Source organism: Nonomuraea sp. NPDC023979, from assembly GCF_040639085.1.
GTDB classification, from domain to species: domain Bacteria; phylum Actinomycetota; class Actinomycetes; order Streptosporangiales; family Streptosporangiaceae; genus Nonomuraea; species Nonomuraea ceibae.
In genome coordinates this window covers 83,805-104,212 of the sequence record NZ_JBEZZG010000017.1, presented here as the reverse complement: position 1 = coordinate 104,212, position 20,408 = coordinate 83,805, and the positions used below count along the sequence as shown (strand labels likewise).

The window sequence follows — 20,408 nt, the reverse complement described above, 5'->3', positions numbered from 1 at the left end:
TGACGATCTCCAGGTGCCGGAGGGCGCGGCTCGTCGGCCATGTCCGCCTGCCTCCTTCGTGAAGCCGTTGCGACGACTACTCGGTGACGCTGACTACCGGTACAAAGTAACACTGACTACCGCTATCTAGCAACACCGAGTAGCTGGCAAAGCAGGAGTGGCATTTGGGGTGATTGATACGCTTGACGGCCACATAACCGAACAGATGGGGGTGTCTCGCCTGATGTTCGAGTCGCTCGGTGACCACTGCGCCCACGTCCTCACGACCACCCCGTCCGCCTCGGTGTCCGTCGCCGTCGCCCGGGACGGCGCGCCGGTCCACGCCGAGGCGGTCGGCATGGCGGACCTGGAGGAAGGGCGGCCCGCCACCACCGGCACCGCCTACCTGCTCGCCTCCATCACCAAGCCGATGATGGCCACCGCCGTGTGCCTGGCCGCAGAGGAAGGGCTGCTCGGCCTCGACGACCCGGTGGAGAAGCACCTGGACGGACTCCGGCTCGCCCGGCCCCGGGATCACGGCGAGCCGACCGTGCGCGAGGTGCTCCAGCACCGGGCCGGGCTCGGCAGCCACTACGACTTCGCCTACGCGCCCGCCCCGAGCGTGACGGCGCGGCAGGCCGTCGAGCGCTACGGCACGCTGTACCGCGAGCCGGGCTCCGGCTTCGAGTACTCCAACCTCGGCTACGGCGTCCTGGACCTCGTCCTGCGGTCGGTCACCGGCCAGGATCCCGCCGGCTTCGTCAGGGATCGCGTCTTCACCCCCCTGGGGCTGCGGAGCTGCCACATCGGCCCGGAGTACCGGGGCCCCGCCCAGGAGGCGGCGCGGCACACCGCCGACGGCGGCCGCTACCCGGTCTGCGACACCAGCCACCGGGGAGCCACGCTGGCCTGGGCGACCGCCACCGACCTGGCGATGTTCGGGCTGTCCTGCGCGGACGCGCCCGGCGTGCTGGGCCGGGACTCGCGGGCGGCCATGCTGGACGCCCTGCCGATCGGCCCCGGGCTGGGATACGGGCTGGGCTGGTTCGTCTCGCGCCAGGGCGCGCACACCGTCGTGAGCCACAGCGGAAGCATGGGCGGCGTCGCCACGATGCTCGTGGTGGTGCCCGAACTGCGGCTGGCCGCCTGCGTGCTCACCAACCGCACCGGCGCGGCCGTGCGCGAATCGGTGCTCGTCCATCTCATGGGCGAACTGGTGCCCGGATTCACCCGGGCATCGCTGCCGCCGCCCGCTGACGCCCCGGCCCGCGAGATGACGGTCCCCGCGGGCGTCTGGGAAGGGCGTATCGACACCTACGAGGGCGGCGTCCCGCTCGTCCTGCGCGTGCGGGACGGGCAGGCGGAGGTGTCGCTGGACGGCGGCGAGCCGGTGGCGGGCGAGCTGGCCACCGCCACCCCGGAGTGGGACCTGCGCGCCCTGTTCGCGGTGCAGCTCCCCACGGCGGACGCGCGGGCCGACTCGCCGCTGCTCAACCTGGACCTCAACGAGCGGGACGGCGTGCTGACCGGCGCCGCCCGGGCGCTGAAGGACGGCGAGCAGGGCGGCCTGCTCGGCAACTTCCTCAGCCACTGGTGCGAACTGCGTCTCACCGACAGCTAGAAACCGGGCCGCACCCGAACCTCGGCACCTCTATGACTACACACGTGTGTAGTATACGATCCAGCCGTGTAGCCAGATGCGCGACGGAGTAGGAGGCTTGGTCATGGCGAGGGTGGAAGCGGACCCGGAGGACCTGACCGCGCGTGCCCGCATCCGCGACGCCGCGCTGCGGCAGTTCGGCGAGCTCGGTTTCGAACGGGCGACCATCCGCGGGATCGCCGAGGCGGCGGGCGTGTCCTCAGGGCTGGTACGCCACCACTTCGGCTCCAAGGAGGCGCTGCGCGAGGAGTGCGAGCAGTTCCTCGTCAAGTCGCTGCGCCGGCTCAACGACGAGACCCGCGCCGACCCGACGCCCCGGCAGGCGAACCCGGTCGCCGCCGCCCAGCGGATGTTCGGCGCGTACCAGCCCTACCTCGCCCGCGCCCTGGCCGAAGGGCGCGCCGCGGCCGTGTTCGACGAGATGGTGCGGATGGCCGAGGAATGGCTGGAGGAGGCCGACAAGGCCCGCCCCGACCCGCCCTTCGCCAGCCGGAAGGCCCGCGCCACCGTCGGCACCGCCATGAGCCTGGCCGTCCCCGTGCTGCACCAGCACATCTCCCGGGGGCTCGGAGTCGACCTCCACGGGCCCGAGGGCTCGCACCTGCTCGCCCTGGTCCTGCTCGACCTCTACTCCCACCCCCACCTCACCCCGGAGGCGGCGGCGTCGCTGCGCGACGCCCTCGAAAAGCTCCGGGACCCCTCACCCTGACGCGCGCGTACCCCATAGGACCGCGCCGCAGGGCGTGGCGATCGCGCCCCGATCGGACCACCCCTCCTGATCGACACCACCGGAGCACACCCATGACCCCTGCCATCGAAACCTCCGGGCTCGTCAAGACCTTCGGGCCGGTACGCGCCCTCGACGGACTCGACCTCTCCGTCGGCAGCGGCGAGATCCACGGCTTCCTCGGCCCCAACGGGGCGGGCAAGTCCACCACCATCCGCATCCTGCTGGGCCTCATGCGAGCCACAGCCGGGCGCGCCACGCTCCTGGGCGGCGACCCCTGGAGCGACGCCACCGCGCTGCACCGGCGGCTGGCGTACGTGCCCGGCGACGTGGAGCTGTGGCCGAACCTCACCGGCGGCGAGGCCATCGACCTGCTCGGCCGGCTGCGCGGCGGCATCGACGCCGGGCGGCGCGACGAGCTGATCGCGGCCTTCCAGCTCAACCCCACCAAGAAGGGCCGCACCTACTCCAAGGGCAACCGGCAGAAGGTCGCCCTCGTGGCCGCCTTCGCCTCCGACGTGGAGCTGCTGATCCTGGACGAGCCGACCTCCGGGCTGGACCCGCTCATGGAGGCGGTCTTCCAGGAGATCGTCGCCGGCCTGAAGGACGCCGGGCGGACCGTGCTGCTGTCCAGCCACATCCTCGCCCAGGTCGAGAAGCTGGCCGACCGGGTCAGCATCATCAGGCAGGGCCGGATCGTCCAGGCCGGCACCCTGGCCGAGCTGCGGCACCTGACCCGCACCACCGTGGAGGCCGAGACCGCCGCCCCCGTCACCGGCCTGCCCGCCCTGCCCGGCGTGCACGACGCGACGGCCTCCGGCGCGCGGGTGCGCTTCAGCGTGGACGCCGAACACCTCGACGCCGCCGTCAAGCACCTGGGCGCGTTCGGCATCCGGGCGCTGACCAGCCACCCGCCGACGCTTGAGGAGCTCATGCTCCGCCATTACGGCAACGAGCGTCACTACGGCAACGAGGGCCACTACGGCGACGGGGCGGCGGCATGAGCGCGACCATGACCCGGGGCGGCGCGCTGACCGGCACCGGCATCCTGCTGGGGCTGGCCCTGCGCCGCGACCGGATCAAGCTGCCGGCCTGGACGCTGATCATCGCCCTGTTCGTGCCCTACTTCGCCACCGTGGCGGCCAGGACCAACCCGACCCCCGAGGCCCTGCGCCGCACGATGGACATGATGGACGTGCCCATGCTGCGGCTGTTCACCGGCCCCTCGTACGGCACCGGCGACCTCACGGTCCAGCGCTACCTGATCGCGGTCTACTTCGTGGAGTTCCTGCTGGGCGCCGCGCTGATGAACATCCTGCTCATCGCCCGCCACACCCGCGCCGAGGAGCAGACCGGCCGGGCCGAGCTGATCCGGGCCGCCGTCGTCGGACGGCACGCCCCGCTCACGGCCGCCCTGCTCCTCAGCGTCATCACCACCGCCGTGCTGGCCGGGCTCATGACCGTCACGGCGATCGGCGCGGGGCTGCCCGCCGGCAGCGCGCTGCTGTTCGCCGTGGCCACGGCGGCGACGGGGCTCGTCTTCGCCGGGGTGACCGCGGTGAGCGTGCAACTGACCGAGCACGCGCGGGCCGCGGCCGGCATCGCGGGCGGGGTGCTGGGCGTCGTATGGGTGATCCGGGGAGCGGGAGCCGTCCAGGACACCGAGGGCGGCGGGCTGACCTGGCTCTCCCCGCTGGGGTGGTCGCAGCTCACCCGCGTGCTGGCGGACGAGCGCTGGTGGCCGCTGGGCCTGTCCGCCGCGCTGACCGCGGTCCTCGTGACGGCCGCGTACGCGCTGGCGGCCCGGCGGGACCTCGGCGCCGGAGTGGTCGCCACGCGCCCCGGCCCGGCGTCGGCGCCCGGCTGGCTGCGCTCGCCGGCGGCGCTGTCCCTGCGCCTGCAGCGCTCCTCCATCCTGTGGTGGAGCGGCTCGCTGGTCGCCGGCGGCCTGGTCTTCGGCGCGCTCGCCGGGTCGATGCGCGACGGCCTCGCCACGGACTTCCTCGACGCCGGGCCCGACGTCCTCAGCGGCTACCTCAGCCTCATGGTGGTCGGCATGTCGTTCATCGTGGGGATCTTCGCCATCCTGGCGGTGACCAGGCTGCGGACGGAGGAGGTGCGCGGGCGGATCGCCCCGCTGCTGACCACGCCGACCAGCCGGTGGGCCTGGCTCGGCTCGTCCCTGCTGGTGACCGCCGCCGCGGCGGTGACGCTGCTGGCCCTGTCGGGCCTGGCCCTGGGGGCCGGCGCCGCGCTGTCGCTGGGCGACGGCGGCTACGTGGGGGAGCTCACCGGCGCGGTCCTCGCCCGCGCCCCCGAGATCCTGCTGCTCCTGGCGATCACGCTGGCGCTGTACGGGTTCGCGCCCAGGGCCGTCGCCGTGGCCTGGGCGGTGCTCGCCTACGGTGGGTTCGTCCGGTTCTGGGCGACGGATCTGCCGGCGGCGCTGAAGGTCCTGTCCCTGTTCGACCACATCCCGCGGATGCCGATCGAGGGCTTCACCCCCGCCCCGCTGGTGACGCTCACCGTCCTGGCGGCCGGGGTGACCCTGCTCGGCCTGTACGGGTTCCGCCGCCGCGACCTGGATGGATAGCCGGCATCAGCGGCCGTCGTAGCCGGCGAACATCGGCGGCAGCTGATCCGGGGTGAGCGCGGTCGGGCCGAAGAGCCAGTCCACATGGCCGTAGTCGTAGGGGTCGCGGGCGCGGAGCACCTCGTTGCGCCACGTCCGCTTCTCCCCGTCGTGATGCCACAGCTCGCCCCAGGCGCGGGCGGTGGTCTGCACGCGGCGGCAGTGCCGGACGCGCACGGCGTTGTAGGCGGCCAGCGCGGCGTCCCAGCCGACCCCGGCCGCGGGGACCCTCTCCGCCCGGCCGCTCGCGTGTTCGGCCAGCACCCACGCGTCCTCGATCGCCATGACGGCGCCCTGGGCCAGGTACTGCAGCGGCGGGTGCGCCGCGTCACCGGTGAGGGCGATCCGGCCGCGGACCCAGTTCGGGATGGGGTCGCGGTCGAACATCCGCCACCAGCGGTCGCGCCACATCAGCGGCAGACCGGCGCGCACCTGCTCGCAGGTGCCGGTGAACGCCGCGTCGAGCTCGTCCGGCGTGCCCCAGTCGGCCTCTCCCGCCAGCGCCTTCGGCGACTCGAACACCGCGACCTGGTTGAACATCTCGCCGTTGCGCAGCGCGTACTGGACGAAATGGCACCGGGGGCCGACGTGGACGACCACGTCATCGGGCTGCGTCGGCAGGTGGGCGACCTGTTCGAAGGGCACGGCGCCGCGGTAGGCGACGTACGCCGAGTTGACGGGGGCGTCGTCGCTCATGATGCGGCGCGCCACCGAGTGCAGCCCGTCGGCGGCGAGCACGACCCGGCCGAACTCCCGCCCGCCGTCGTGAACGGCGAAGGCCCCTCCTCCGGCCTGCTCGTACCCCGTCACGGTGACGTCGTTGACGAGCTCCACCCCGGCCCGCCGGCAGGCGCGCAGCAGCGCGCCGTGCAGGTCGCTGCGATGGATCACCAGGTACGGGAAGCCGTAGCGTCGCTCGACGTCCCGCAGGTCGAGCACGGTGAGGACGTCACCGTCGAGCGCGTCCCTCATGACGATGCTCCGGGGCAGCACGCCGAGGGACGTGACCTCGTCGAGCAGCCCCCAGTGATGCAGGATGCGGGTGCAGTTGGGCGCGATCTGCAGCCCGGCGCCGACCTCGCCGAACTCGTGCGCCTGCTCCAGCAGCCGCACCCGCAGGCCCTTGCGGGTGAGCGCCAGGGCGTTGGCCAGCCCGCCGATGCCGCCGCCCACCACCACGACGTCGTGGCCCTGTACAGACATGACCGGTGATCGCCTTTCTCGACGCGTGCCGGACTAGAGCCAGCGGGGGAGCCTGGGCGCCGGGCCGCCGCCGGGGGCCGTGACGCCGTCCGACCGGCGGCCGGAGAGGTAGGCCGCCAGACCGGCCAGGGTGCCGGTGACCCGGGCGGGCTCGCCGGAGCCGGGCACGGTCCACGTGCCGTCGTGGCCGGTGGCCGTCAGGACCAGCGCGGGCCCGGCGGCGGACCGCCCGGCGGTGATGTCGTCGATCAGGGCGGCGAGGAAATCGGCCGGCAGATCGTCGAACTCCACGCCCGCGCCCAGGTCGACGGCGTGCACCATGACCTCGCGGGCGCGCATCCAGGGGATCTCCCCGGCGGTCACCGTGCGGCCCTGGGCGGTGCGCACGTGCCGCTCCCACTGCGACCGGTCCAGCTCGGCGAGCCGCGCGTCCAGGGTCAGCGCGGCTCGCGCCAGCCAGGCGCGCAGCTCGGCCGCCGGCAACGCGGCGCCGGCCTCGATGTCGGCGTCCCGCCGCTCGGGGGAGGGGTACATCGGCCGCTCCTCGCCGGTGCGGGCCCAGTGCGCCAGGTTGACCAGCGCGTCGGCGTTGGCCGCCAGGTGCGCGAGCAGGTGCCTGCCGCTCCAGCCGGGGAGCCGGGACGGCCCGTCGAGCCGATCGTCCGGCAGCGCGGCCAGCGCCCTGCCGAGGATCGCGCCGCCCTGCGCCATCCACCGCAGGGCGTCGGCGCGGCTCCGGTACGCGGCCGTCATGCGACCGGCCCCGCGATTCCGCCGGTGGTGTGCTTCACGTGCTGGGTCCTTCCACGTCGGAGCGGTCCAGGCGCAGCGCCTCGAAGATCGGGCCGTCGCTGAACCGGAAGAGGTCGAGCGCGCCCGAGTCGGAGTCGGACGCCGAGGCCTCGGACCGCGCCGAGAACGGCGTCCAGGACGGCACGACGAACAGGTCGCCCCTGGTGACCGGCCACGACACGTCGCCGACCGTGACCCGGCCGCTGCCGTCGAAGACCTGGTAGACCGAGGAGCCGGTCTCCCGGCGGGGCGCCGTCTCCGCGCCGCGCCGGATCCGGTGCATCTCGACCCGGATGGTCGGCAGCACGTCGCCGCCGGTGGTGGGGTTGACGTAGCGGACCGCCGCGTGACCGGGCTCGACCGTCGCCACATGACCCTCGGCCTCCAGCGCGAGCTGGTCGGCCAGCGCCCGGTCGGTGTCGGCCCACCGGTAGGCCAGCAGCGGCGTGGCGGGCCGGGAGCCGGGGAACGCCACCGGGCGCAGGCCCGGATGCCCCCACAGCCGCTCCGACCGGGACCGCCCGGGGGTGGTGCGCTCGGCCGCGCCGATCCGGTCACGGCCGGGCTCGAAGAACTGGGACTCGGTCACGTACTGGAACGGGATGTCCAGCCCGTCGATCCACGCCATCGGCCGGTCGGCGGCGTTGTGGTGGGCGTGCCAGTTCCAGCCGGCCTGCGGCAGGAAGTCGCCGCGGCGCATGGGCACCGGATCGCCGCCGACGACCGTCCACACGCCCTCGCCCTCGACGACGAAGCGGAACGCGTGCTGGGTGTGCCGGTGCTCCGGCGCGTCCTCGCCCGGCATCAGGTACTGGATCGCCGCCCACAGCGTCGGCGTCGCGAACGGCCGCCCGCCGAGCGCCGGGTTCGCCAGCGCGATCGCCCGCCGCTCCCCGCCCCGGCCGACCGGCACCAGGCGCCCCGAGCGCTCCGCCAGGGCCAGCAGGCTCTCCCACCGCCACAGGTGCGGGACCGCCTTCGACCGGGGGTGCGGCGGCATCAGGTCGCCGATCTCGGTCCACAGCGGGACCAGCAACTCCTTCTCGAAGCCGCGGTACAACTCCGCCAGCGCCGGCGTCGGCGACGGCTGGCCGGGGGAGTCCACCACGGACAGGCGAACCGGGGAGTCCGCTGTCTCGGTCATGTCAGCTCCTTGGTCGGTCGACGCGGACCCCAGCTTGTCCCGCGAGGCGCGAAAGAGAACAGCAGATTCTGCTGTGCAGAATCTTCCGGACCCAGCGGCGATCCGGCAGGCGGGTCAGCCGTGCGGGCGGCGCAGGAACTCGCGAGCCCCGCGCAGGCGCGTGCCCAGGAGCCCCTGCGTACGGGCGCCGTCCAACCGGACGTCCAGCGCTGCGCCCGGGCCGGTCTGTGCCCGGCGGCCATGGGGGAGGTCGCTCGGGTCGTGCCCGGCCCGGCGGGCGATCAGCCGGCCGAGCTCGTACCGGCTGACCGCGTCCGCGCCCGCCAGGTGGACGATGCCCGCGTGACCGCCCGCCGCCACCTCCAGGAGAGCGGCCGCGAGGTCCCCGACGTACACCGGACAGCGGACCACGTCGGTGAACAGCACCCCTGCGCGATGCCTCATGGCCAGCGCGTGGACGAACTCCTCGTGCTTGGAGTCGCCGTCACCGATGATCAGGGAGGTCCGGGCGACGACGGCCGCCGGGTCCAGCGCCCGGACCGCCGTCTCGGCCGCTGCCTTGGCGGCCCCGTACGGGGTGACCGGATCCGGGAGCGCGTCCTCGTCGTAGCGGACCCTCGTACCGGAGAAGACGGCGTCGCTGGAGACGTGCACCAGCCGGCACCCGTGCGCTTTCGCGGCGACCGCCACGTGTGCGGCCCCGTCAGCCGTGGTCGCCCAGTCGGCTCCTCCGGACGCGGCGTTGATCACGATCGACGGCCGTGTGGCGGCGATGACGGCGGCGATCTGATCCGGGACGCGGAGGTCGACCGGCGACCACCGGGCTTCCGGGCCGCTCTGAGGCCGGGTGGTGTAGGTCGCTGTGACACTGTGCCCGGCAGCGTGCGCTAGCCGGACCAGCCGGCTGCCCAGATGGCCGCTGCCGCCCACGATCAGGATGCTCATGCGGCGCCACACTACGAGCTCCGCCGATGCGCCGGCCCTTGACCGGGGATCCTCCTCGTGGTTCAGTACCTGTCAATCGATCGATAGGGAAGCTGTTCATGGGGATTGCGGAGATCCAGCAGGTGGCGGTGAGCCTGTTCGCGCAGAAGGGGTATGCGGCGACGGGCATCCGGGAGCTCGGGCGGGCCGCGGGCATCACGTCGGCGACCCTCTACCACTACGCCGGGTCCAAGGAGGAGATCCTCACCGGCATCATGCGGGCGTGCCTGGAGGAGCTGCTGCGGTCGGCGCGCGAGGCGGTGGGCGGCTCGGCGGATCCGGCCGTGCGGCTGGCTCGTCTGGTACGGGTGCATGTGGGGTTGTGCGCGCTCAACCCGCTGACGGCGAAGGTGACCGACCAGGAGATCCGGGCGCTGACCGCCGATGACCACAGGCTGCTCGTCGGGCTCCGCGACGACTACGAGTCGATCTTCGCCGGGGTGATCGAGGACGGCATGAGCACGGGCGTCTTCCGGCTCGCGGATCAGCGTGTCGCCCGCCTGGCCCTGCTGGAGATGTGCAACGGCGTGGCCAACTGGTACCGGCCCGACGGCCGGCTGGGCGTCGCCGAGCTGCAGGACCAGTTCGTGGAGCTGGCCTGCCGTCTCATGGGGGCGCCGGCGCGGAGGCCGGGGGAGCAGGGGGAGCTTCCGGCTCCCGTCCGGCTGGCGAGCGAGCCGGTCGCCGAGCGCGCGGAGGTGGCGGGGTGAGCGTCATCGACGCCCGGGTACGGCTCCCGCAGGAGCTCCGCCCGGCCACCGCGTACGCCGCCCCGCGCCAGCAGGTCGAGCAGTACGACAGGGTCCTGCAGCTGACGGACAAGATGAACGCCGGCCGCCTCGCCGATCTGTTGCAGGCCATGGACGACGAGGGCATCGGCCAGGCCGTCATGCACGCCGAGTCCGAGGGCGGCGAGTCGGCGGAGGCGCTCAACGAGGCGCTGTGCCGGGTCCTGGCCGACCATCCCGGCCGGTTCGCGGGCATCGGATGCGTCGACGTCGCCGAGTCGCGGCCGACGCGGATCGCCCGGCAGGCGGCCTCGATCGCCGGTCTCGGCCTGCTGGGGGTCACGGTGCAGCCGGCGTTCTTCGGGCTGGACATCGACGACCGCCGCCTGTATCCCCTGTATTCGCGGGCCGAGGAGCTGGGCCTGATCGTGGCGGTGCACACGGGCATCACCTACAGCCGGATGCACCCGCTGCGGCACGAGCGGCCGGAGCTGCTGGACCAGGTGGCCTGCGACTTCCCGGACCTGAAGCTGATCGCCTGCCACGCGGGCTGGCCGTGGGTGACCGAGTACTGCGCCGTGGCGCGCCGCCACCCGACGGTCTACCTGGAGTTCGGCGCGCTGGCGCCGCGATACGTCGCCAGGGCGGGGACCGGCTGGGATCCGCTGTTCGGCATGATGCGCAACGTCCTGCGTGACCAGGTGCTCTACGGCAGCGACTGGCCGATGATGGCTCCGGCCCGCGCTCTCGCCGAGTGGCGGGAGTCCGGGCTGCCGGACGCGGCGCTGCGGGCGCTCTTCCACGACAACGCCTCCCGCCTGTTCGGGTTCGGCGGGGCGGCCCGGTGACGGGCGGCGTCACGCTGTCCGCCATGCTCGGCCGGGCGGCGGCCGACACCCCTGACGGCGTCTTCCTCCGTACGCGTGAAGGAGATCTGACCTACCGCGAGACCGAGGAGCGGTCGGCCGGGCTCGCGGCGGCGTTCGCCCGGGCGGGAGTGGGCGCGGGCGCCCGCGTCGCGCTGCTGATGGGCAACAGTCTCGAACAGGTCGTCGTCTGGTTCGCGCTGGCGCGGCTGGGCGCGGTGCACGTGCCGCTCAACACCGCCCTGCTGGCCGAGCAGCTGACGCACGCGCTGCGGGTGGCCGGGGCGTCGGCGCTGGTCGCGGACGCCGAGTTCCTGCCGGTCGTCACGCCGGTGCTCGATCGGCTGCCCGAGCTGAGGCGGGTCGTCGTCAACGGCCCGCCGGGCGAGCCCCGGTACGAGGACCTGGCCGCGTACCGGGACTGCCCGGACCGGGCTCCGCGGGCCGAGGTGGACGAGCTGGGCGCGGCCACCCTGCTGTTCACCTCCGGCACGACCGGCGTGTCCAAGGCGTGCGTGCTGTCGCACCGATACCTCGCCAGGCAGGCGCAGCTCCATGCCGCGAACCTGGGCCTGCGCGGCGACGACGTCCTCTACTGCCCTTTCCCGCTGTTCCACATCGACGCGGCCACCCTGACCGTCGGGGCGGCCCTGGCCTGCCGTGGCACCGCCGCGCTCGGCCGCCGCTTCAGCGCCTCGCGGTTCTGGGACGACGTGCGCGACTTCGGCGCGTCCGTGTTCAACTTCATGGGCGCGACGCTGACGATCCTCTGGAAGCGGCCACCCGGCGAGAGGGACCGCGACCACCGGGTCAGGCTGGCGTGGGGCGTGCCCATGCCCGCGTGGCACCGGGAGTGGGAGGAGCGGTTCGGCATCCCGCTCCGGCAGGTGTACGGGCTCACCGACGGCGGGGTGCCCGTCTACGACCCCGTCGAGGGCCCGCGCAGGCCCGGCACGTGCGGCCGGGTGATCCCGGAGTTCGACGTCCGGATCGTGGACGACGCCGGGCGCCCGCTGCCCAGCGGGCGGATCGGCCAGATCATCGTACGGGGCCGCGAGCCGGGGCTGGTGATGAACGGCTACCACGCGATGCCCGAGGCCACCGCGCGGGTCCTGAGGGACGGCTGGCTGTACACCGGCGACCTCGGCACGCTCGACGACGACGGCTACCTGACCTTCGAGGGCAGGCTCAGCGACTCCATCCGCCGCCGGGGCGAGAACATCTCCGCCTACGAGGTGGAACAGCTCCTCACCCGGCACCCGGCGGTCGTGGAGGCGGCGGCCGTCGGCGTGCCCAGCGAGCTGACGGAGGAGGACGTCAAGGCCGTCGTGGTCGTCCGGCCCGGCGCGAGCCTGACCGCCGAGGAGCTGCACCGGTTCTGCGTGGACACCGCGCCGGGCTTCATGGTGCCCCGCTACATCGAGCTCGTGCCGGCCCTGCCGAGGACCCCGACGCAGAAAGTCGAGAAGTTCCGCCTGCGCCAGGCCGGGATCACCCCGGCGACCTGGGACAGCCAGGCGCGGCCGGACCATGACCAGCGCCAGGCAGGAGACTGAACGATGTCCCGGATCCTGCGTCACGTTCCTCTGACGATGCGCGACGGCGTACGCCTCGACGCGAACGTCCACCTGCCCGGCGGCCATTCCGCCGCCGGGTCGCCGGTGATCGTGGCCGCGAACCCGTACGCCAAGGACGTGTGGTTCGGCCCGCGGACGGCCCCGCACCTGGAGAGGTTCACCCGGGCCGGGTACGCGGTCGCGGTGGTCGACTTCCGCGGGACCGGCGCCTCGGAAGGGGTCAAGCAGGACGCGTTCGAGCGGGTCGAGCAGGACGACATCCACGACGTCGTCGAGGAGCTGGCCGCACAGGAGTGGTGCGACGGGAGGGCCGCGGTCTGGGGCCTGTCCTACGGCGGCATCACGGCGCTGCGCGCGGCGGCCGGCGGGCCTCCGTCGCTGCGCGCGGTGGTGGCGATCGAGGGATCGACGGACCCCTACACCGACGAGGTGGCGCGCAGGGGCGCCGTCGGGCTGGCCATGATCATCGGCGAGTGGTCGGCGATGATGCTGGCGCTGACCGCCCTGCCGCCCGAATCGCCCTGGCTGCCCCGGTCGGCGTTCTCCGCGCGGCTCCGGGCGGCCAGGCCCTGGCACGAGGCGTGGGCGGAGCACCCGCACCGGGACCACTACTGGCGGGGCCGGGAGGTCGACCCCGCCGCCATCGAGGTGCCGACCCTCCTCTTCACCGGCTGGCGCGACACCAACGTCGCCGGCGCGTGGCGCGACTTCGCGGCGATCCGGGCGCCCCGCCGCATCGTCTGCGGGCCGTGGCTGCACGGCATGCCGGAAGGGCAGGAGCGGGCGCCGGTCGACTCCGTGGCGCTGGCCATCGCCTGGTTCGACGAGCACGTACGGGACATCCGGCCCGAAGGCCCGCCGGCGCCGGCCGTGTCGGCGTACGTCATGGGCGCCGAGCGGTGGGAGTTCGCCGAGGGGTATCCGGCCGTGCCGCCCGTCGATCACGTCCTCCACCTCGCGGCCGGCGCACTGCGCACCGGCCCGCCCGCGACGCCGGGGAGGGTCTCCGTCCGTTTCGACGCGACGGTCGGAGTCGCCGCCGGGCTGGGAATGTCGGCGGGCCCCGGCGACCAGGCGCGGGACGCGGCCCGCTCCGCGGTCTTCACCTCCGAGGCGCTCGGCGCGAGCCTGGACCTCGCGGGGGAGCCGCGCGTCAGCCTCTCGCTGCTCGTCCCGCACCTCGACCTGGACGTGGCCGCCAACCTCAACGACCTCGCGCCGGACGGCCGCGCCACGCTGATCACCCGCGCGTTCCAGCGCCTGTCCAACCCGCCGCCCTACACCGGGACGCCCCGGCCGTCGGACGCCGGGCATCGGGTCGAGCTCGCCTTCGACCCCACCCGCTACCGGTTCAGGCCCGGGCACCGCCTCCAGCTGACGCTCAGCGCGGCGGCCTTCCCCGAGCACTGGCCGCACCTGTCCGGCAGCGGCTACGACGTGCTCGTCGGCCCGCCGCACGGCAGCGCGCTCCACCTGCCCGCGATCCCCACGGCCGACGAGACGCCCCCGTTCGAGCTGCCCGCGCCCATCGCCGTGGAAGGCGGCGATCGGATGCTCGACCGGGTCGTGCCCGTGACCGTCGAGGAGAGCCCGGACGGCACGGAGGTCGTCGTGCGCGGCGGTCACCGGTCGGCAGGCCGCACCCTCGGGGGCGATCCCGTGGAGCTCCTGCACGCGTACGAGATCTCGGCACGCGCCCACGACCCCTCGGCGACGCGGCTCAGCACGCGGACCGACATCAGCGTGGGCATGGCCGGGAGCCTGCGGAGCGCCCACGCCACCTGCGAGATCAGCCCGTACGGGTCGGCCGCCACGTTGCGCGTCACCGGCGACGGCATCGACCACTCCGCCACCTGGGACACGCCGTCGCGAACGTGAGCGGAGGTCAGCGCCCCTCCCTGTCACCGGCGAGGTGGACGATGTGGAGGCCGCGCAGCCGGTCGGCGTCGGTGTCGATGGCGATGTGCGTGATCTTCCCGTCGTGGACGGTGAACGTGATGACGGCCTTCGGGCGGCCACGATGCGACCAGACGGCCGCCGGGACGCCGTCGACCAGGGCGAGCCGGGCCGCCTGCGCCCGCCCGGCGAAGAACGCCGCGACCGCTTCGGCGCCGCGGATCTCGACGGCCACGGCCTCCGGATCGAGCAGCTCGACCAGCGCGGCGAAGTCCCCGCCCCGGGCCGCGGCCAGGAACGCCTCGACGACCTCCCGTTTCGCCGACCGGGCCGCGCCGGAGGCGTCCGCCGTTCCCCGCACCTGGCGCCGGGCCCGGCTGGCGAGCTGCCGGGCGGCGGCGGGGGAGCGGTCGATGACGGCGCCGATCTCGGCGAACGAGACGGCGAAGACGTCGTGCAGCACGAACGCGAGCCGCTCGGCGGGAGTCAGCGTGTCCAGCACCACCATCAGCGCGACACCGACCGAGTCGGCCAGCAGCGTCTCGTCCTCGGGGGTGGCCCGGGCCGGGTGGCCGCTCGGCGGCGGCGCGGCCGGCTCGGGCGGCAGCGCCCCGGCCGGCTCCTCACGCCGGGCGCGGCGCGCTTCGAGCATGTTCAGGCAGACGCGGGCGACGATCGTGGTCAGCCACCCGCCCGGGTTCTCCACCTGGCCGGTGTCGGCGCGGCCGACCCGCAGCCACGCCTCCTGCACCGCGTCCTCGGCCTCGGCGGGGGAGCCGAGCATCCGGTAGGCGACCGCGTGCAAGCGGCTCTGGTGCTCGGCGAACCGTTCGCTCAGCCAGTCCTGCTCGACCATTCGTCACATTCCTCCGTCCGGTCCTGTCATACCGATTGACCGGCGGACAGCCGCCGATGTGACAGCCGAGCTCCCCTGGAAGAGGCGACCATGCCGAAACACCTGAAGACCGCCCTGTACTGGTTCATCGCCCTGCAGTTCGCGCTGGGCGCCGTGACCAAGTACTGGCCCGGAGACACGATCTTCGGTCCGGCGTACTCCGTGAAGTTCGCCGACTGGGGCTACCCGTCCTGGATGCGGTTCGTGGTCGGGGCCCTGGAGGGCGTCGCCGCCGTCCTGCTGGTGATCCCCGGCCGGCGCACGCGCTTCCTGGGGGCCACGGTGCTGATGTTCGTGCTCACCGGGGCGGTGACCACCCACCTCGTCAACCACGACCCGGCGGTGGAGAGCTGGGCCGCCCCCACCCACCTCGTCATCATGGGCGTCATCGCGCTGGTCAACTGGCCCGCCCACTGGCGGGCGCCGGCTCCTCAGGTGGCGGGTCCGGCTCGTCGAGAAGCCGGAGATCGGACGGGGTGATCGTGGCGGAGGCCAGCAGCGCGATGATCAGGTTGTGGTTGAGCGTGTTGCCCAGCGGCGGCGGGATCTCCTCCTCCAGGAGTCCGGGCACGCGGGCGCTGAGCCGCTTGCGCGTCTGGGTGACGATGTGGGCCGCGCGCTTGGCGGTCCACCGCTCGCCGGGACGGACGCGGGCGAGCTCGTCGGCGACCTGAGCCCAGGTCAGCGGCTGCGGCCACGGCTCCGGCCGGAGATAGCGCTGACCCAGGCAGACCAGGACCAGGCGTTCGGTGGCGCTCAGGGGGTGTCCGGCGGGTTCGCGGGTGTCGGCCTCCTGGCGGGCCGGCGCGGCCGGAGCCGGCGGCCCCGCGACGACCCGCACCTCCAGCAGGTGCTCGCGTTCGGGGCCGACGACGAACAGCGGTGTGTACGCCACGGGCAACGCCACCCGGTGCCGGGTGAGCACCAGCCGCCCACCCGGCAGGCGGATGGGCAGGTTGCCGAGGTTGTGCAGCACCCACCGCCCGTCCTGGCGGCTGATGGACCCCTGCCGCCGGCTGACGTACGGGTCGTCGGGGCCGACGCAGACGTGGACGTCCGGCTCGCAGCGCCCGAACACCACCTCGAACCCGGCGTCGGGCGCGACCCGGATCCCGCCCTTGGCCCCCCGGACGTACAGCGTGCCGGGAACGGCCGGGGGGAGATCCGCGGAGTCCCGCGGCAAGAGGTCCACCTTGCTCGCGGTCCCGCGCCTCGTCCCCGCCATGCCGCCGATCCTCCCCGCCCGCCCCGGGGGGAGTCAACCAGGTCCTGACACCCGAACTACTGGTCAGTAAGCTTGTGGAAGATCTGCTGTCTGGCATCACAATGACGCATGGCCGACTTCACCCCGCTGCTGCCCGGTGACCCTGAGCAGATAGGCGGCCTGGATCTCCTCGGCCGGCTGGGCCAGGGCGGACAGGGCGTCGTCTACCTCGCCAGGACCCCGATGGACGTGCGCGTGGCCGTCAAATGGCTGTATCCGGCCGAGGACGAGGAGAGCACCGAGCGCTTCCTGCGGGAGGCGGAGGTCGCCCGGCGGGTGGCGCCGTTCTGCACCGCGGCCGTCCTGAGCACGGGCGTCGAGCAGGGCCGGCCGTACATCGTCAGCGAGTACGTCGAGGGCCGCTCGCTGGACCGGGTCGTCAGGGAGGACGGCCCGCTCACGGGTGGCGACCTGGAGCGGCTGGCCATCGGCACCGTCACCGCGCTCGCCGCCATCCACGAGGCCGGCGTGGTGCACCGGGACTTCAAGCCCGGCAACGTCATCATGGGCGTCGGCGGCCCCCGCGTGATCGACTTCGGCATCGCGCGCACGCTCGGCCCGGCCACCATGACCAGCAGCACGCAGATCGGGACGCCCGCGTACATGTCCCCCGAGCAGATCCTGGGCCGCGGCGTGGGGCCAGGGGCCGACATGTTCTCCTGGGGCTGCACGATGGTCTTCGCCTCCTGCGGCCGGCCGCCGTTCGGCACCGACGGGACGCCCGCCGTGATGCACCGGGTGCTCAACACGCAGCCCGAGCCGGGGCTGCTCGACGGACGGCTGGGCGACCTGGTCCGCCAGTGCCTGGACAAGGAGCCGCAGAACCGGCCGACGGCCATCGACGTCATCACCCGCCTGGTGCGGAACCCGGAGCCGGGCGCCGACCCGCTCACGGAGGGGGCCAGGCAGGCGGCGCCGGACGCCGGGCCCACCAGGCCGTCGCGCACGCCGATGCTCGCCGCCGCCGGGGCGGTGCTCACCGTCGCGGCCGTGGCGGCCGCGCTGATCGTGCCCGGCTGGCTCCGACCGGCCACACCGACCTCGCAGACCAAGCAGAGCACGCTGTCCACGCAGGCCGACGCCCAGAGCGCCGGGCCGGCTGCCGCGCCGTCGCGGGCCGCCCCCGCCAAGGTCCCGCTCCCCGGCGGCGCGATCACGCTGTACGAGAGCCCGTCCGACCCGATCACGCTGACCGCGTACGAGGTCGACGACGCCGACTACGCCAGGCAGTCGTTACGGGGCACGTTCGAGGCGTACCCGGACAACGTGGACTCGCTGGTCTCTCCCGACGGCCGCTATCTCGCCGGCCGGCCGGAGGACTACACCTCCGACGGCTACGACTCGATCCTCATCACCGACCGGCAGGCGGGTTCGAGCTTCCGGGTCAGGACCGTACGCGAACCGCTCGACACCAGCGTCCGCGCCTGGTCGAAGGACAGCTCGAAGATCCTCCTCAACCTCAACAGGAAGACCGAGGACAAACAGGGCAAGGACGTCTGGACCACCCTGGGCTTCGCCATCCTGGACGTGCCCCGGGCGCGGGTCCAGGTGGTCGAGGTGGCCGACGACTCGATCCGGGACGGCGACTTCGGCTGGGACGCCGAGGAGGACGGCGTGATCGCCGTCTCCGGGAAGGACGAGGCGCTGCGCTTCTTCGACGCCTCCGGCAACCGCACGCGCGACCTCCCCGGCGTCGGACCGCTGGCGTCCGGCACCGTCGACGTCTTCTCGCCCTCGGGCCGGATGTTCGTGACCGACTGCCCCGGCTCGGACGACGGCGACCACTGCCTGTGGGACTCGCGCACCGGCAAACGGCTGCGCACGTTCTCCTCCGACTGCGACAAGGTGCTCGGCTGGTACGACGAGGCGCACCTGTACTGCTGGGAGTACGACAACGGCGCCGAGGACGAGGTACGCGTGGTGGCCTTCGACGGCAAGCTGGTGCACCGGCTGCTGGAGTCGGCGGACAAGCTGGAGGTCGCCCCGTACTTCACGATCGACCCGCGCTGATCAGGATTTCGGGACCCCTCCCGGCGTGGTGGCGGTACAACCGTGGCATGCCTGCCGAAGGGAAGCCCATGTCCAGGATGATCGTCACCGCCCTGGCCCTCGCGTGCGCCGTGGTCATGGCGCCCGCGGTGGCCGCCGCCCCCGCCGCCGCCACGGCCAAGCCCTCCTACCGCGGCTGCTACGACGGGAAGTGCAAGTTCACCTTCTCCGACCCCGTCAGCTTCCGCATCTCCAAGAAGCGTTACGGCTTCTCCAGGGTGTACGTGTCGAAGGAGTACGTCGGCGGCATCTTCAACACGGACATGGTCGTGGTGCGGGCGCCCGGCCTGACTGCCTCCCTGGGCGAGGGCGCCGAGGGAGATATCCGCAGCAACGGCAAGAACACCCTGTCCTTCCGCGTCCTGGCCATCACCAGCCAGGGAGCCACGATCCGCTTCACCGGGTGACCTTCCGGGCCCGGACGAGGAGCCGGCCGGCCAGCGCGACGGTCACGACGACGCCGGCGACGAGGAGGTCGGGGACCTGGCCGGCTCCTCGCAGGACGGCGCCTTCGATCGCCGCCTGGTCGGTCGCGCCGAGGATGCCGGTCAGCTCGGTCGTGCCTGCGGTGGCCAGCAGCAGGACGCCGACGGCGACGGTGAGCGCGCCCCCGACGATCCCCGTCCAGGTGTTGCGCCACCGCCCGATCGTGACCTCGCGCGGCCGGACGAGGCGCCTGACGAACGGAGCCCGCCCCCACAGCAGCGCGAGGACCAGCAGCGGCAGAGCCATGCCGGCGGCGAAGACCACCAGGACGAGCCCGCCGGCGAGCGCGTTGCCGGAGACCGCGGCGACGGTCAGCACGGCGCCCAGCAGCGGGCCCGCGCAGACCCCGGCCAGCCCGTAGACGGTGCCGAGCACGTACACCGCCGTGGTGGAGGTCCCCTCGGCGGCGGCGCCGCGGGACAGGAACGGGACCGGGACGTTCAGCAGCATCACCGCCCCAAGCGCGATCACCACGATCGAGGCGACGGTGACGAAGGTGAAGCGGTGCTCGTTCACGAACGCCCCGAGCGTCCCGGCGAGCACGCCGAGCGGGACGAGGGTGGTGATCAGCCCGAGGTAGAACACCCCGGTACGGGAGAGCAGGGCGCGCGGGCCGGCGAACGCGTAGGAGAAGAACGCCGGCAGCAGCATCGCCGAGCACGGGCTGAGCAGCGTCAGCACGCCGCCGAGGAACGCTCCGAGCAGGCCGATGTCCATGCCGGGCTACTTCGCCTGGTCCAGGGCCTGGTCGAGGAACCCCTGGAAGACCTCCGCCGGCTGCGCCCCGGACAGCGAGGTGTTGCCGGCGACGAAAAACGGCACGGCGGTGACGCCGAGCTGGTGCGCGGACTGCGTGCTCGCCCGCGCGGCCGCCCGGAGCGCGGGATCGTCGAGATCGGCGGTGAACCGCTTGATGTCGGGAACGCCCGCCTTCTTCGCCAGGCCGACGAGCGTGTCACGGGGAAGGTCGGCGTGCCCCTTGTCGGGGGCGGCGGCGTAGACGGCCGTCACGAACTCCACGAACCTGTCCTGCCTGCCCGCCGCCCGGGCCGCGACGGCGGCGTCCTCGGACTGCTCGCCGAAGAACGTCACGTCATGGAACTCGATCCGCACCTTGCCGGTGTCGACGTACTTCCCGATCAGCGCCGGCAGCGTCTCGCGGCTGAACACCGCGCAGTACGGGCAGCGCAGGTCGAGCCACTCGGTCAGGACCACGGGGGCGTTCACGTCGCCGATCGCCATCGGGTCGCCGGCGTCCCGGCGGACGAACTCCAGCTCCTGGCCCTGGTGCGCCCCCTGGTCCGCCCGCTGGTCCGCCCCTTGGTCCGCAGGGGACGACGGGGACGCCGCCGGTGGCGCCGCGGCGGGGGAGCGCTGGGGGAGGAGCTGGGCGGTGACCACGATCGCGAGGAACACGACCACCGCGCTCAGCACGACGGTCCAGGTCGTGGAGCGGCGGCGCCTGGCCGCCATCGCGTCCGCTGAGCTCGATGCCGGGGAGTTCACAGATCGGTCTTCCTTCTCCT

The 20,408-nt window shown here is 73.5% G+C and carries 19 protein-coding genes; 11 read left to right on the top strand and 8 right to left on the bottom strand.

Annotated features, from left to right (window positions below; translation table 11 throughout):
* The first annotated feature begins 205 nt into the window (after positions 1-205).
* From AB0G11_RS27555 to AB0G11_RS27540, 4 genes are all read left to right on the top strand, one after another.
* Positions 206-1,600 carry a serine hydrolase domain-containing protein gene (locus tag AB0G11_RS27555; protein WP_357589317.1) on the top strand — a complete coding sequence of 465 codons (1,395 nt, stop codon included), beginning with the start codon at positions 206-208 and terminating at the stop codon, positions 1,598-1,600.
* A gap of 103 nt (positions 1,601-1,703) precedes the next feature.
* The gene (locus AB0G11_RS27550; protein ID WP_357589314.1) at positions 1,704-2,348 is read left to right on the top strand and encodes a helix-turn-helix domain-containing protein; all 645 of its coding nucleotides are present in this window, start codon (positions 1,704-1,706) and stop codon (positions 2,346-2,348) included.
* A gap of 92 nt (positions 2,349-2,440) precedes the next feature.
* Positions 2,441-3,370, top strand: a complete 930-nt coding sequence (locus tag AB0G11_RS27545; RefSeq protein WP_357589312.1) for an ABC transporter ATP-binding protein — start codon at positions 2,441-2,443, stop codon at positions 3,368-3,370.
* The gene (locus AB0G11_RS27540; protein WP_357589310.1) at positions 3,367-4,959 is read left to right on the top strand and encodes a hypothetical protein; all 1,593 of its coding nucleotides are present in this window, start codon (positions 3,367-3,369) and stop codon (positions 4,957-4,959) included. The genes AB0G11_RS27545 and AB0G11_RS27540 overlap by 4 nt, the downstream gene beginning before the upstream one ends.
* A gap of 6 nt (positions 4,960-4,965) precedes the next feature.
* On the opposite strand, the gene AB0G11_RS27535 is transcribed toward AB0G11_RS27540, so the two are convergent.
* The 4 genes from AB0G11_RS27535 to AB0G11_RS27520 form a co-directional block, all read right to left on the bottom strand.
* Positions 4,966-6,201 carry an FAD-dependent monooxygenase gene (locus AB0G11_RS27535; RefSeq protein WP_357589308.1) on the bottom strand — a complete coding sequence of 412 codons (1,236 nt, stop codon included), beginning with the start codon at positions 6,199-6,201 and terminating at the stop codon, positions 4,966-4,968.
* 33 nt (positions 6,202-6,234) lie between these two features.
* Positions 6,235-6,954 carry a maleylpyruvate isomerase family mycothiol-dependent enzyme gene (locus AB0G11_RS27530; RefSeq protein ID WP_357589306.1) on the bottom strand — a complete coding sequence of 240 codons (720 nt, stop codon included), beginning with the start codon at positions 6,952-6,954 and terminating at the stop codon, positions 6,235-6,237.
* 34 nt (positions 6,955-6,988) lie between these two features.
* A complete protein-coding gene (locus tag AB0G11_RS27525; RefSeq protein ID WP_357589305.1) occupies positions 6,989-8,137 on the bottom strand; it encodes a cupin domain-containing protein in 1,149 nt (382 codons plus the stop codon).
* A gap of 114 nt (positions 8,138-8,251) precedes the next feature.
* A complete protein-coding gene (locus AB0G11_RS27520; RefSeq protein ID WP_357589303.1) occupies positions 8,252-9,082 on the bottom strand; it encodes a sugar nucleotide-binding protein in 831 nt (276 codons plus the stop codon).
* A gap of 98 nt (positions 9,083-9,180) precedes the next feature.
* Between AB0G11_RS27520 and AB0G11_RS27515 the strand changes: the two genes are divergently transcribed.
* Genes AB0G11_RS27515 through AB0G11_RS27500 form a run of 4 tightly spaced genes read left to right on the top strand, consistent with a single transcriptional unit; the run spans position 9,181 to position 14,170 of the window.
* The gene (locus AB0G11_RS27515; RefSeq protein ID WP_357589301.1) at positions 9,181-9,831 is read left to right on the top strand and encodes a TetR/AcrR family transcriptional regulator; all 651 of its coding nucleotides are present in this window, start codon (positions 9,181-9,183) and stop codon (positions 9,829-9,831) included.
* Entirely contained in the window at positions 9,828-10,697 is an 870-nt protein-coding gene (locus AB0G11_RS27510) for an amidohydrolase family protein (RefSeq protein WP_357589299.1), read from the top strand. Before AB0G11_RS27515 ends, AB0G11_RS27510 begins: the two co-directional genes overlap by 4 nt.
* Positions 10,694-12,271, top strand: coding sequence for an AMP-binding protein (locus AB0G11_RS27505; protein ID WP_357589297.1), 1,578 nt, complete (start codon positions 10,694-10,696; stop codon positions 12,269-12,271). Before AB0G11_RS27510 ends, AB0G11_RS27505 begins: the two co-directional genes overlap by 4 nt.
* Before the next feature lie 3 nt (positions 12,272-12,274).
* Positions 12,275-14,170 carry a CocE/NonD family hydrolase gene (locus AB0G11_RS27500; RefSeq protein ID WP_357589295.1) on the top strand — a complete coding sequence of 632 codons (1,896 nt, stop codon included), beginning with the start codon at positions 12,275-12,277 and terminating at the stop codon, positions 14,168-14,170.
* A 7-nt stretch (positions 14,171-14,177) separates the two neighbouring features.
* Here AB0G11_RS27500 and AB0G11_RS27495 read toward each other — a convergent pair whose 3' ends face one another.
* Entirely contained in the window at positions 14,178-15,044 is an 867-nt protein-coding gene (locus AB0G11_RS27495) for a sigma-70 family RNA polymerase sigma factor (protein WP_219509331.1), read from the bottom strand.
* Positions 15,045-15,134: 90 nt separating this feature from the next.
* Between AB0G11_RS27495 and AB0G11_RS27490 the strand changes: the two genes are divergently transcribed.
* Positions 15,135-15,563: a DoxX family protein gene (locus AB0G11_RS27490; protein WP_357589293.1), complete on the top strand. Its 429-nt coding sequence runs from the start codon at positions 15,135-15,137 to the stop codon at positions 15,561-15,563.
* Here AB0G11_RS27490 and AB0G11_RS27485 read toward each other — a convergent pair.
* A complete protein-coding gene (locus AB0G11_RS27485) occupies positions 15,481-16,266 on the bottom strand; it encodes an FHA domain-containing protein (RefSeq protein WP_357589291.1) in 786 nt (261 codons plus the stop codon). The genes AB0G11_RS27490 and AB0G11_RS27485 overlap by 83 nt on opposite strands.
* 150 nt (positions 16,267-16,416) lie before the next feature.
* Between AB0G11_RS27485 and AB0G11_RS27480 the strand changes: the two genes are divergently transcribed.
* Complete coding sequence (locus AB0G11_RS27480; protein ID WP_357589289.1) at positions 16,417-18,357, top strand: serine/threonine-protein kinase; 1,941 nt, start codon at positions 16,417-16,419, stop codon at positions 18,355-18,357.
* A gap of 68 nt (positions 18,358-18,425) precedes the next feature.
* Positions 18,426-18,803: a hypothetical protein gene (locus tag AB0G11_RS27475; RefSeq protein WP_219509335.1), complete on the top strand. Its 378-nt coding sequence runs from the start codon at positions 18,426-18,428 to the stop codon at positions 18,801-18,803.
* Here the strand turns inward: AB0G11_RS27475 and AB0G11_RS27470 are convergent.
* Together AB0G11_RS27470 and AB0G11_RS27465 are read right to left on the bottom strand one after the other, a co-directional pair.
* Positions 18,793-19,599, bottom strand: a complete 807-nt coding sequence (locus AB0G11_RS27470) for a cytochrome c biogenesis CcdA family protein (RefSeq protein WP_357589287.1) — start codon at positions 19,597-19,599, stop codon at positions 18,793-18,795. The two genes, AB0G11_RS27475 and AB0G11_RS27470, sit on opposite strands and share 11 nt — an antisense overlap.
* Before the next feature lie 6 nt (positions 19,600-19,605).
* Positions 19,606-20,388, bottom strand: a complete 783-nt coding sequence (locus tag AB0G11_RS27465) for a thioredoxin domain-containing protein (protein WP_357589285.1) — start codon at positions 20,386-20,388, stop codon at positions 19,606-19,608.
* Between the last annotated feature and the right edge of the window lie 20 nt (positions 20,389-20,408).